Source organism: Paenibacillus humicola (assembly GCF_028826105.1).
GTDB classification, from domain to species: Bacteria; Bacillota; Bacilli; order Paenibacillales; family Paenibacillaceae; genus Paenibacillus_Z; species Paenibacillus_Z humicola.
In genome coordinates this window covers 5,704,750-5,717,746 of record NZ_JAQGPL010000001.1, presented here as the reverse complement: position 1 = coordinate 5,717,746, position 12,997 = coordinate 5,704,750, and the positions used below count along the sequence as shown (strand labels likewise).

Annotated in this window: 12 protein-coding genes and 1 pseudogene; 12 read left to right on the top strand and 1 reads right to left on the bottom strand. The window is 45.5% G+C overall.

Annotated features, from left to right (window positions below; translation table 11 throughout):
- Positions 1–15: 15 nt before the first annotated feature.
- The 10 genes and pseudogenes from PD282_RS26295 to PD282_RS26250 all read left to right on the top strand — a co-directional run bounded on the left by PD282_RS26295 (position 16) and on the right by PD282_RS26250 (position 10,184).
- A complete protein-coding gene (locus tag PD282_RS26295; protein WP_274655476.1) occupies positions 16–999 on the top strand; it encodes an aldo/keto reductase in 984 nt (327 codons plus the stop codon).
- Positions 1,000–1,307: 308 nt separating this feature from the next.
- A complete protein-coding gene (locus tag PD282_RS26290) occupies positions 1,308–2,036 on the top strand; it encodes a MerR family transcriptional regulator (RefSeq protein WP_274654671.1) in 729 nt (242 codons plus the stop codon).
- A 391-nt stretch (positions 2,037–2,427) separates the two neighbouring features.
- Entirely contained in the window at positions 2,428–3,384 is a 957-nt protein-coding gene (locus PD282_RS26285) for an aldo/keto reductase (protein ID WP_274654669.1), read from the top strand.
- 178 nt (positions 3,385–3,562) lie between these two features.
- Positions 3,563–4,039: an SRPBCC family protein gene (locus PD282_RS26280; RefSeq protein WP_274654667.1), complete on the top strand. Its 477-nt coding sequence runs from the start codon at positions 3,563–3,565 to the stop codon at positions 4,037–4,039.
- Between the two features lie 63 nt (positions 4,040–4,102).
- The gene (locus tag PD282_RS26275; RefSeq protein ID WP_274654665.1) at positions 4,103–4,483 is read left to right on the top strand and encodes a hypothetical protein; all 381 of its coding nucleotides are present in this window, start codon (positions 4,103–4,105) and stop codon (positions 4,481–4,483) included.
- Between the two features lie 23 nt (positions 4,484–4,506).
- Positions 4,507–4,722, top strand: a pseudogene (locus tag PD282_RS26270) (SRPBCC family protein); the annotation flags it as partial.
- A 509-nt stretch (positions 4,723–5,231) separates the two neighbouring features.
- Positions 5,232–7,586 carry a hypothetical protein gene (locus PD282_RS26265; protein ID WP_274654663.1) on the top strand — a complete coding sequence of 785 codons (2,355 nt, stop codon included), beginning with the start codon at positions 5,232–5,234 and terminating at the stop codon, positions 7,584–7,586.
- Between the two features lie 333 nt (positions 7,587–7,919).
- The gene (locus PD282_RS26260) at positions 7,920–8,465 is read left to right on the top strand and encodes a CYTH domain-containing protein (RefSeq protein WP_274654661.1); all 546 of its coding nucleotides are present in this window, start codon (positions 7,920–7,922) and stop codon (positions 8,463–8,465) included.
- Positions 8,437–9,057, top strand: coding sequence for a nucleotidyltransferase family protein (locus PD282_RS26255; RefSeq protein ID WP_274654659.1), 621 nt, complete (start codon positions 8,437–8,439; stop codon positions 9,055–9,057). Before PD282_RS26260 ends, PD282_RS26255 begins: the two co-directional genes overlap by 29 nt.
- A gap of 776 nt (positions 9,058–9,833) precedes the next feature.
- Positions 9,834–10,184, top strand: coding sequence for a hypothetical protein (locus PD282_RS26250; RefSeq protein ID WP_274654657.1), 351 nt, complete (start codon positions 9,834–9,836; stop codon positions 10,182–10,184).
- Positions 10,185–10,415: 231 nt separating this feature from the next.
- Here the strand turns inward: PD282_RS26250 and PD282_RS26245 are convergent, their stop codons facing one another.
- Positions 10,416–10,745, bottom strand: coding sequence for an antibiotic biosynthesis monooxygenase family protein (locus tag PD282_RS26245; RefSeq protein ID WP_274654656.1), 330 nt, complete (start codon positions 10,743–10,745; stop codon positions 10,416–10,418).
- 560 nt (positions 10,746–11,305) lie between these two features.
- Between PD282_RS26245 and PD282_RS26240 the strand changes: the two genes are divergently transcribed.
- Positions 11,306–11,773, top strand: coding sequence for an alpha/beta fold hydrolase (locus tag PD282_RS26240; RefSeq protein ID WP_274654654.1), 468 nt, complete (start codon positions 11,306–11,308; stop codon positions 11,771–11,773).
- A 652-nt stretch (positions 11,774–12,425) separates the two neighbouring features.
- The gene (locus PD282_RS26235) at positions 12,426–12,986 is read left to right on the top strand and encodes a hypothetical protein (protein ID WP_274654652.1); all 561 of its coding nucleotides are present in this window, start codon (positions 12,426–12,428) and stop codon (positions 12,984–12,986) included.
- Positions 12,987–12,997: the final 11 nt, after the last annotated feature.

Sequence of the window (12,997 nt, the reverse complement as noted above, 5' to 3'; positions counted from 1 at the left end):
GGTTTTTGCCTAATGATGAAGAAACGTAATCTTGGCGGCGCGCTTGACGTATCGGCGCTGGGGCTCGGCTGCATGGGCATGTCCGATTTTTACGGCGGGCGGGACGAGGACGAGGCGGTTCGAACCCTCCATCGCGCCATGGAGCTTGGCGTCACCTTCCTGGACACGGCCGATATGTATGGGGTCGGGAAGAACGAGGAGCTGGTCGGCAAAGCGTTAAAAGGGCGCCGCGACCAAGCGGTGCTCGCGACCAAGTTCGGCAACGTGCGCGGTGCGGACGGTTCGTTTCTCGGGATCAACGGCAGGCCGGAATACGTGAAGTCCGCCTGCGAAGCGAGCCTGCGCCGTCTGGGCGTCGACTATATCGACCTCTATTACCAGCACCGGGTCGACCCCAATACCCCGATCGAGGAGACGGTAGGCGCGATGGCCGAGCTGGTGAAGGAAGGCAAGGTCCGGTATCTCGGCTTGTCTGAGGCGGGGACCGCAACGATCCGGCGGGCCCATGCCGTCCATCCGATCGCCGCTTTGCAGACCGAATATTCGCTGTGGAGCCGCGACGTAGAGGACGACATTTTGCCGGTCTGCCGTGAGCTCGGCATCGGCTTCGTCGCTTACAGCCCGCTCGGGCGCGGCTTTCTTACCGGCCAGATCCGGAAATTCGAGGATTTGGCGGAGGACGATTTCCGCCGCTCTTCGCCCCGCTTTCAAGGCGACAATTTCCGCAAAAACCTTGAATTGGTGGACCGCATCAAGGAGATTGCGGCGGAGAAAGGCTGCGAGCCGTCGCAGCTGGCTTTGGCCTGGCTGCTCGCGCAGGGCGACGATATCGTCCCCATCCCGGGAACGAAGCGCCGGAAGTACCTGGAGGAGAATGCCGGCGCGCTGGCGATCCGGCTGACGCCGGACGAATTGGCAAGCATCGACGCCGCCGCTCCGAAGGGAGCCGCCGCCGGAATGCGTTATCCGGAGCACTCGATGAAGAATTTAAGCCTGTAACCTTGGAAAACGGGAGGTACGCCGGCCGCGGGCCGTGTGTCCTCCCGTTTTTTAACTTTTTGCCGGGAAGAAACTTGTTCAACCACACGAAAATACGGCGTCGGCCGATACTTCTTGTTTTCGCCGCCGCGGGTTCCTCTTCGACTCATTTTCCCCCAAATACGGCTGCATTTGTCGCTCTTTCCGCTTCCAAATAATCCCCTTTTCAGAACTCCTTAAAGAAGCCTTGAATAATAATTTTCGTTTTCCCTGTTGACCCTCACGTTACGTGATACTCTATAGTAAGTGGTGAAGGGAGGACGGCGCAGATGAGAGTGAAGGAAGTCGCCGATTTGGTCGGCATCAGCGTGCGCACGCTGCATCATTACGATGAGATCGGTTTGTTGATTCCGGAAGAGACGACCGAGGCCGGCTATCGGGTGTATTCCGACCGAAATCTGGAAACGCTGCAGCAAATCCTTTTTTTTCGGGAATTGGGCTTCCCTTTAAAGAAAATCGGCGAAATTCTGAGCAGTCCGTCGTTTGACCGGGAGGAGGCGCTCGCGATGCAGCGGAACATGCTGCTGGAGAAGCGCAGCCGGCTCGACAAGATGATCGAGACGCTCGATAAAACGATTCGTCATGCGAAAGGAGAACTGGACATGACCCATAAAGAGAAATTCGAAGGCTTCGACTTCAGCCATAACCCGTACGAGCAGGAGGCGCGCGAACGCTGGGGAGATGAAGCGGTCGACAAGTCGAATGCCAAGCTGGCGGGCATGCCGAAGGATACCCAGGAGCGAATGAACAAGATTTATTGGGACCTGGCCGCGGTCCGGCATATGCCGCCGGATTCGCCGCAGGCTCAGGCTGCGATCAAATTGTGGTACGATTTCCTGAACGAGCTCGGCACGTATCCGCCGGAAGCGTTCAAAGGACTTGGGCAAATGTATGTGGACGATACGCGCTTTACGAAAAACATCGATAAATTCGGAGAGGGCCTCGCCGTCTTTATGCGCGACGCCATGGCCGTCTACGCGGACAATTTGAAAGCGTAAGGCCCGTTTGCAGATGAAGATCGAAACAGCGAAAGGGGAGCCGCGGCGGCGGCTTTCCTTTTTGCCGTTGCCCGCATTTTTCCCGGCTTGTTCCCTTCCTCGGCGAAAAGCGGCTATTGCCCTCTTGCGCGAATGGCTATATGGTGGAGAGAAAGAAGACCGACACCGGCGGTTCAAGTGACGATACGGCATTCGCCCAAGCAGGTGAAGCGGCAGCGGAAAACTGTAATTTAGGAGGCTTTTCGTAAAATCGTCCATCCGGTGCGGACGTGTTACCCATAATCGCAAGCTCGACCATGACCTTCGTTGCGATCAGGCAGGTTAACAATAGTAAGCGTCGAAATTTAGTGAGTAGTAAGGAACAAATAAAAAAGGAAGGGATGGAATAAACATGAAATATAGAGAATATGGAAACACAGGGTTGAAGATCTCGATGCTCGGGTTAGGCGGTCATGAATTTTATCCCGGTGGAAGAATTAAGGGATTTCAGGATGATTTTGAAAAGGCGGTCACACGCGGATATATTTTTCCCGATTTCGGGGGGAGCGTCCGTGAAGAAATTATGATCCATGCATTAGAAAGCGGTATCAATTTTTTTGATGCGACGATTGATTCGGAAAAAGAGGCACTTGGACGGCTGCTCAAAAAATTAGCCCCAAGCCAAGAGATACTGATTCAGACACGACCGGAAGGCATGTGCTACAGTTATGATCCGAATAATCGCCAGATGAGCGATTTTCAACTGCTGCGAATGGAAGTTATTCGTATATTGAAGCTGATGCAGCTGGAGAGGATCGATATATTGAATTTGGCTTTTATGAAAGAAGCTCTGGATGCCGATCCGGAATATCTGGATAAAATCTCGTACAATATTCAAGCCTTAAAACAAGAAGGTTTAATCCGATTTGCTAACGCAGATACTTTTTCCGGGAATGAGGTTTACCTGCAACAAATAAACAAAGGCTGTTTTGATTCGATTTACATCAACTATAATTTGGCTGATCGATATATGGAAAATGAGGTTGTGCCGGCCGCAAACGATAAATCGATGGGGATTTTAACAAGAGAATTGTTTATGAAAGGAAAGCTTTTTGCAGTAGGGGAGGAAGCCGGATTTTTTGACAAACAGCAATTAGCCCATATTTTCATCAAATGGAATCTGCAAAATACAAGTGTTTCGACCGCCGTTATCGGTGTTGCCACGGTGGATCAATTGAAATCGAATCTACAGGTATTGGACAATTTGACGCTTAGCCAAGAGGAGCACTTCATGATTAACAAAATGCTTGAAACGGAACGGTTTAAAGAAGAATCGAACACAAGAAAAAAGGCATTTTTTGCACAATAGCTTAAGGGTCCGACTGAGAGAGCGACTTAAGGGCGGCTGTGAGGGCGCAAGCTCCGAAAAGAATATGGCGATTTCCCAAAAAAGTAGAATCGCTCTATAGCTTCCCCGGTACGACAGCATAATGAAAAGGCTAAGGTTGTTCTTAGGATCCAATCGTGAAAAGACGGGGGAAACAAGGATGAAAACTTATCAAGTTTCGGTTTCACGCAGAATCGACGCGCCGCTCGAGGCCGTCTATCGCGTCGTTACCGACATGAAAGAACACCTTGGCATCCTGCCCAAACAATTCGAAACGATTGAGGTGCTGCAAGGAGGAAGCGGACCCGGCACCGTGTTTCGCCTGAAGATGAACGTCATGGGAGTGAGGTCGTCCTTACAAATGACCGTCACGGAACCGGAACCGGGGCGAGTCATTCGGGAGCGGGACGACAAGGCAGGCGTCACGACAACGTGGACGTTAGAGCCTTCCGGCGACGGCAGGCATTGCGATCTCCATTTGACGACGGAGTTCACCAGCAGGCCCGGGCTCGCAGGAACGGTAGAACGGCTATTTTCTTCGCCTATCGTCCGCTCCATCTACCGCCGCGAATTGAGAAATATACAGGTTTATTTGACGACGGGGCTTCCTGCTCGTAAGGACACACTCTCCAGCTGACGGGTACAAGAGCGATGAGGCGGACCGAGCCGGATTGAATGTTTTGGGGAGGTGCCGGAGTGGATGGCCGCTACGATTGAGATCGCGAGAACGTCGCAATGGGTCAATCGAATCCGGGAATATGTAATCCTGCTGAGCGATGTGCGGTTGGGGGAGGTCAAAGACGGAGAAAAGGCGCTGTTCGAAATAGAGCCGGGCGAGTATGAGCTTCAGCTAACCATCGACTGGTGCGGAAGCAACCGGCTGCCTTTTACGATCGCCGAAGGGGAGAGGCTCCTGTTTCGATGCGGCTGCCGGATTAGGGGCTTCGACTACTTTCATCCGTTCACGATGCTTTATTATGTTCTTTATAAGAAGGATCGTTACCTGTACGTTGTGGAGGAGACGCCCCCGCCGGCCAGGAAAGTTGACATTTTCATCGCGGGGCAGCGCTATGAACCTTGAGCGGAGGCCTTACGCCTGAAATGGAGCGGCCGCAGATTAAGCAATGGAGCAAGACTTCCGACGACTGGCACACGCCGAGAATGATCTGAAGGCCGGCGGTAAATTTGTTTCAAGAATGGAAGCGAAAGACGGCAGCTTTGGCTTTGATTTCGGCGGAGTCCATCGAGATGCAGCAGGCCGGCTGGCAGGCGATTTTAGACAACTTCAAAAAGTATGCGGAAGCATCTCGAGAAATATAATAGGCTCTTTGAAGTAGAAGCGCATGTCGATCCCGGCATGCGCCTTTACTTTGTTTTGCTATCGGGTAGATAGATAAAAGTGGTTATACGAATGGCATCCCTTTTAGGTACTTTTAAATCTTGAACCATACATTGATGGTCAATGAGAAAGAAAATTTAGGCTTGCGCAAAGCATTTATCTGTGTGCTTTTCAGTTGCCAATGAGACTATCTAGCATACAATAATAGACCTACTATTACAATTGACATATCTAATACTTTTCTTCAGACAATATATATATTCCTTAAGAGACCCGTGCTAGAGACTTGCCGGTACTATTAATCCGTTTTGTGTTTCATATGTTCGTGTTTCATATGTTTCGAATTATTCTCCACTAAACAAAATAGCTGAGTACAATATAATTTTTTTATCACGTCGATGTCAATGAATCTATTAAAAACATTCGAAGTGGCGTAATGTGCCATTCTAGTTGTGAGGGGGACAGTTTTAAAGATCGGAGGGCGATTCTTATGTATGTTTATGTTGAAAGTTTTCCAAGGATGGGCTCCGAAACTGACGACACAGAGCGAATAAAAAGGGCAATTGATAGCGCGGTTGAATTTGCGACCGTTCAATTCGATCCAAACGTATCCTATACAATAACGAATATTATCATCAATAAATCATTAACGATTGATTTGAATGGGGCTAGTTTGACCGTAGATCCCACTCCAGGAACAAGTTCGGACGGCGCACCGGTCTTCTGGTTCAAGGGAATACAATCTATTATTTACGCCGTGGCTGATCCTCAAATCAACCAAAACACATATACAATTAACCTTGAAAGTGGCTTGGGAGCGGACTTCTCTGCAAATGAATATATTTTAATTGGTGACTACCAAGTCATTTTTCCCTGGAATGCAAACCAAGATTTTCAAATCATCGGCCATCATGAAATAAATATGATCGTTTCGGTAAATGGTGATACGTTGACGCTGGCAAAACCAACTGAATGGAACTATTCTACAGGGCCTTATGTGCGAAAATTTTCTTTCATTCGAAAGCCTAAAATAATGAATGCCGGCCGGATACGTGAAGTTAACCCCGGCGGACCTTCAACTACGACCAGTTCAGGCGGGGCGCATATTTTTTCATTCTCGAATTGCATGATGCCGCAAGTTGAGAACTGCGTGTTCGAGGGATGGAATCTGCATGCAACCAATTTTAGTTTTTGCATTTATCCGATTATTAAGAAGTGTCAAGCCTATGACCCGTTCAGACCGCAATTTGGCGGCCATGGTTATTTTGTCCGGTTTAACATATGTTTGGGCGGGCTTGCAACAGAATCGTTTACGCGGCACGTTCGCCATATGGTGGACTGGGCGGAATCTTTGGATGGAAAGTCATCCAAGAACCTTGCCCTCTATCCATGGGGAACGGCTTTTTATATGCACGGAGTCGGTTCGAAACGTGTCAGCAGCACTAACGATACTGTTCTCGGTGGGGAAACCTCTGAAGCTTGGTGTATGGGTAATCCAACATACGGTGCAGATTTTGATTTTACGATTACAAATCCGACTTACTTCGGAAACCGCAGGGCTGTTACCGGTCAAACCAACTCTCGGGGGCTTAAAATCATCAACCCGATGTTCAAAACAACGTATGACACGGCTATTTATTTAAGCACGGGGATCAAGGATGTTACGGTTGTTGGAGGCGAAATTGAAATGCTTGGCGCTTCTGCGAATACAAAATTTGTTCGTGCGCTGGCTGCAGGTGGAGCTAATGTAGAAAACGTTACCATTGAAGGGACGAGATTTAAGGGTAATGGCGGGCTGCATCTTGACGCCATAGGGACAGTTATCGTCGATTCGTCTATTTTTCAAGACATTGCAGTGGTTAGTGATGGATTTTCTGCCTGTGTACGCGCAGGGGTTACAGTCCCTGCATCAGATTTAATTATTCGAAACATGATGGTTGATGGTTTATTTGAACGGGCTATATATGTAAGTCGTGCGCCAACTCGCAACTACGATGTTTCGAATAATTTCATAAACCGCGGATATACCAGTTTCGGCATGCATTTAGCCGTTTCTGATAATATGCGTCTTCGAAATAATACAATTTTAGGTGGCTCACAAGAATTCAGTTTTATCGGGGATTTTAACGCGGCGGTTACTAACGGGGCGATTATAACGGGAAATGTCCCTAATATTTACGATAAAAAAGTGACTGGAATGACTTTCTTTACTCCGAATACTGGCGGGAGCAGCGCAGGTTATTGGAGTCAAATTGGTAAAGTCGCAATTACTCAACAGTTTCAAGATTCAATGAGTACAATAAGTTTAATATCCGGGGACAGCAGTAATACAAACACTCAGAGGGCTCAGGTGTTTTTTAGAGTTAAACAGCAAGGAGCAATGGGTTCTCCACCAGTTATTGAACTGTATATTTCTAATCAAAATGGTATGCTCGGAACGGATTTAGCAGCAGTAGTCACTCAAAATGATCTTACCGCTACAGTCGTTCAACTCTATGTCAAAATTAATAATGCTTTCGAAACCATTTACTTTAATCCGATTCATTCTGCTGGGAGTGTAAAGGCAGGATGGACTGGCTACAATGCTTTGGTTCAAAGTCTACCGGGAGGAACACAAAAAACTGCGAGCTATCAAAATGGAATTGATGGTGTGACTATAATTAATGCCCGCGCTCCTTCTGTTACGGTAACTCACGGATTAGGGTATGCGCCCTCATCTGTAGTCTGTACCCCTCAAGCAAATATAGGGAGCGTGTGGGTAACTAACATCACAACTACAACATTCACGATTAATTGCTCAGTTGCTCCAGCAAGTAATACTGTAGTAAACTATCATGCTAAATGATAAGTTAAAAAACAAGTATCTAAGTGGGGAGTAAGCGAGTTCGTGAGAATTCATCAAATACTATCTGCGAAACAGCCGGATTAGAAGCTTTACGCATCATGTTCGATTTCAGTACAATGGGCTTGCCTCAACAATAACAATGACTTATTAAGCGAATACGTAAGCAGAATGGAGGCTGCCATAACGGCAGCCTTTGCTCGCCTAGCTGAGTAAAAGATGTCAGTGGGGTTGCAGAAGGAGAAGGATGAACGTACATTGCCTGGGAGACAGAAGACGAGCCCGTGTCTAACCGTTTTAATTGCAGTTTAGGCATTAGCGGGAGGAGAGGTGTTCATGGATGAACGTACTTCATTCGAAAAGCAAAATGGGATCGTGAAGTTAAACAGAAACCTGAAAGGGCTGTGCTGCAAGTTGGAGGAAGTCGCCGGCGTGCTGAGGCAGCTGGGGGCACATCCTCAGTCGACAGGGGTTAATCAGACGGATTATATTTTTCGGTTGCCGAGTCTCCTATCCGGAGAAAATACCCGACGAATCAAATTTCGGCTCGTGAATGGGGAACCTTTCGGGGTTTATCTCTATGACCGGTTTCTCGAAGGAACTGAAGCTACGTTCGAGTACATACGCCCTTCTGATCTAACGTTAGTTCATGCGCTGCAACGCTCGGAAGTTCCATATGTCCTCATTTCAAAAACCAGAACCCGCTTGGTCCTTGGAGACATCTTGATCCATCTAGACCAAATTCAAGGCTTGGGTGATGTCGTGGAAGTTGAAGCGCTGAATGGGTCAAACATCCCGGATGAAGTGATGGAAGCCATTGCCCCTTATCTTGTCGAAAAGCTGGAAGGCTCAAATGAAGATTACCTACAGTCGAACGCCTGAAAGGAAAAAAGCTATGAAAAAGGGAAAGAGCGTCGATCGGCTGATCGCGATCATCGAGAGCAGCGAATTGCTGAGGGAGATATTCAATAAAGCCCGAACTTTGGAGCTCAAATCGTATTTTATAGGTGCCGGCTGCATTACACAGACCGTGTGGAACCATTTTACGGGACGATCCTTGACGTACGGGATATCGGATATCGATCTTGTATACTTTGACGATGCCGATCTCAGCTTCGAAGGGGAGGATCGAATCGTAAAAAAGGCGGCCATGTGTTTCGAAGTCGTTCCGCTGCCTATCGATGTCAAAAATCAAGCCCGAGTCCATCTCTGGTACGAGTCGAAATTCGGGATCAGATTGAATCCTTATCGTTCGCTTGAGGAAGCGATTGCAACGTGGCCGACGACAGCCACCGCTTTAGGGGTGCGTATTGAACAACATGGCAAATGGCACGTGTACGCCCCTTTCGGGCTGGCGGATCTTTTCAGCCTTACGTTGCGGCCGAACAAAACGTTGATTACGGAAGACATTTATGATCAGAAAGTAACGAAGTGGAAAAGCAAGTGGCCGGAATTAAACGTTTCGGCATGGTGAAGGGAGAGAATGAGGCATAAACCCCTTGATATCAGTGGGTAATGAATTGTAAATATAATAATAGATTTCATTGGGGGCGGTATTCTGAAGTGGTTTTTTCTTGCGCTGGTAGTCTTCTTATTATGTTCTTGGAGCTTTCGTTGGTCAGAGGTGGGACCCAATCGACCGATAGAAGGAAATGCGTCTGTTGCCTATAAACTGGATCGGTGGACAAAACAAACGTGGGCGGTTTACTTCCCTCCGATGGGGATCGTTGCTGGGGGCATAGATTTACCGTTGATTTCTTCCGAACAACGATTTAATTCGAACGATGAAGTCGTGAAGGAAATTGAAAAACGTGCAAAGTCAGGACAGCTTGTCGAGGCCTGGCGGAAACGGGATTTAGCCGCTTATATATGGATTAACCTTACCGCGTTATCTTTAGTTGGTTTGTTTATTGGGTATTGGAGAGGCAGAAGACGAAAAAAATTATTTCGGAAATAACTGGATTGAAGTTTAAGCTGCTCATGCGTGGACAGGTCTTCCGGCTTCGAATCAATAAACACGAAGTCTGGTTGAAATTAAAATATTAGGGAGCGGAGAGGTTACCATCTCATGAGAATTGTTGTAACTGGCGGAGCGATTATAAGAGATCGCAAGGGTAGAGTTCTAATACCGTTCCGATCCTGTATAAAAGTTCCATGTTTATTCCACTGGGGTATTTGATTAAAAACCTTGACATTAAAAGCGAATGGGATTCCTCGAATAAACTGTACACCTTAACCGGTGACAACTTAATGCAAACCGACCTGATTAAAAATTATGAAGACCTTGATCATAGAGAAGGTCCTGTAAAGAGCAACAATGCTTTTATGCCAATATTCTACGTGTTGGATATGGCTAATTACAAAATTACAATTAAATCAAAAAATATAACAGGAACCGATTTACCAAAAGGTGTTGAAGACGTTCATCCTTATTTTTTATTTGGTAACTCCGCGCAATTAGACAATGCTTACCGAACACGCCCGGCTGTAAAGAAAGATGGCTCTGTTGAATATACATGGACTTTTACTCCATCCTTCATTAATAATAAACAGGAATCTTTAAAATACATTCTTGTTAAAGGTAGAGTATTTGATAAATAATGGCTGATGGTCTTAGTGAAATTAACGGATGCTACGGCAATAGCCTTTGTTAAATAAATGATGTGCGACCCTATCACGAGGCTGTGAGACATATGGAAACCGCATTCCCCTAAAAGGTAACTAATAATGGAGCATGCTGCCGCGGCGCAGCTGCTCCATTTTTCGCTCAACAATCGGAAGTGGGGTTATTGAACGCATTCGAATATATTCGTTAAAATGCTGGCGGGACTCTTATTCATTGGCTGGTTCAAATGTTTTGACGACTTCATACATGCCCGGTTCAAACGTGGCGATCGTCAATGCTTCCTGAAGATACGGAAGGGGTTTAGGGTCATTTCGCATTGCTTGGTAATCTTCCGCGCTTCTCCATTGAGCATACATGGTCACTTTAGTCCCGTCCGTGCTTCGATGGAGACTACAAGAAATAAATCCGGACGCGTGCCGCACTGAAACTTCTGTTGCAGTGGTAAGTAACTCGACTAGACGTTCCTGATTTTGAGGATCAACTGTGAATACATTAATCAGTGTAACAACGTGATTATTCATGGATATATGGGTCATAAAGTGGAACTCCCTTATTTAAATTTTAGTAACTCATGTTAAGCAACGCTTCCGCTCTCCTTATGTTGAGATTGACGGTTCCATTTTATACAATAAAATACTTCTAAGGGATCCGCATCATGTACATATTTTTCAACTCGATGTAAAAAGGAATTTATTTGGAACTGTGATTATCTGCTTGTACGGTTATAATGTTGTAAAAGCTAGACATCAGAGCATGAGAAAGTGGAGGAAGAATAATGGCGATTTTAATTGTTATCATATTTATAACCAGCATCGTGATCATGATCGGAAATCAATATTCGATGATAAAAAAGATGGACGAAATTAAAAAAATGATACTTGAAATAAAGGATAATAAAATGAATTAAGATTTGGATTGATAGCGGTTTCTTTGAACTGCATTCAGAAGTGCATCTCGCGCAGCGCTCTAATCCGAATTTTGAAGTGAAATTAAAACGAACCCTATAATCGCTTAGCTTCTTTATTCAGGCGGTGTATCTCGTGTTGAACTACTCGCCGCGCGGCAGTTTTAAATGAACTGACGAGGAGGTGTTTACTTGAATGCCTGGGAATCGAAAATGATATCTACCACTCGAGGATTATTCGAAGTGTTTATTGCAGGAGAAGGTAACCCTATATGCGTGACGCATTACTATTCAGCGTTTACGAAACGCGGGAATTATTTTGCAGACCTCTTCACGGAACAAGGGAAAGTGATTCTGGTTAACTTGAAGGATTGCGGGAACTCGGACCGCGCCGCAGAAGATAACGAGCTTAGCATGATGGAAACCGTTGAGGACCTGGAGGCAATAAGAACTTCGCTCGGTTATGAACAATGGTCGTTTGCGGGGCATTCAACAGGCGGGATGCTGGGACTTATCTATGCAATCCATTACGCGGATACCCTTGATCATTTAATTGTCGTAGGAGCTGCAGCTTCAAACGAGTACATGCGATCGAAAGTAGCATTTATTGCAGGGAAAACCCTAATAATTATCGTCTTCTTGAAATTTTCGCCATTCTAAAATCAACCGATTCAAGTAATGAATTAAAAGCTCATTCAGCACGAGAATGGACTGAAATGTCCTTGCATTATTCCGATAAATGGGACAAGTATTTCAGTAAACCGAGCAGCGGCAGAACCGTTCAAAAGCGGTTGGATTATTATAATCGGCATCTGGCTTCGTTCGATATTCGAGACAGCCTGAATTTAATTAAAACACGAACTTTAGTAATGTGCGGTAGGTATGATGTTCAGTGCCCGCTTGCTTTTTCGGATGAAATACATCGCCTAGTAGCAGGTTCAAAGCTTCATGTTTTTGAGGACAGCAATCATAGTCCACATCTCGAAGAACCAGAAAATTTTAAAGATGCAATTTATAGGTTTTTGAACTCCTGAGATTCACTCGTAATGCGTATTCTAAAACAAGATAACACAAAAATTAGGCGCAGCTTGAGCAGGTTTAAAAGGCTGTGTCTTTTTGGGTAGGAGATAAGGACGCTTTAGGTGCAGCCAGTTGTGGTAAAGCCAAGTTCGAAAAGCAAATTTATAGATAAAAAGGGGTGGAACATTGAAAATCTATAAGGTTGCAGCCATAATAGCCGTTGCATTATTAATAATTTCAGTAACAATCAATGTAATCAATTACAAAAACTCAAAGAAATATGAGGCTGCCGTTGACGCTGCTCTTGATTACGATGTTTCAAAATTACAGAATTGGTTCCATCCATAGGACACTAACTCAAGACATCGGTGATGGGAAAATATACTTTGGCGAAGTGGGAAGAGAATTCAATTATTACCAGAGGGATTTACAAGAGTTAAGCAATATGCATCGAGAATTAACTCTATTATATGGACCAATATATTCTTATTCCAATTATGAAAAAATTAGCAGCATAGGATCTAATAATATCTTTAATATGTTTGTGGATTTTTCGGTGTTCTTTGAAAATTTATATGATAATTATTCTGACTCGATTGTGGCTGAAGGTGAAGAATTGTACCTAAGCTTGAATAAATTAAAAGATGAAGAACGCAATGGAATCGAAATTATGGCCCTAATAACTGGTGGGCTTGAAAAAATAAGAAGTGAAAGTTATGCAAACAAAACCAGTGACGACAAAAAGGCGCTTAAGGATTACTTGATAAAAAGTGCGGAATACTTTAACACCCAGGAAGTGCAGGACAAAATTGATGTTATAGAAAATCTGAATAAAAATGATTTTCATCAATGAACAATTTAGTA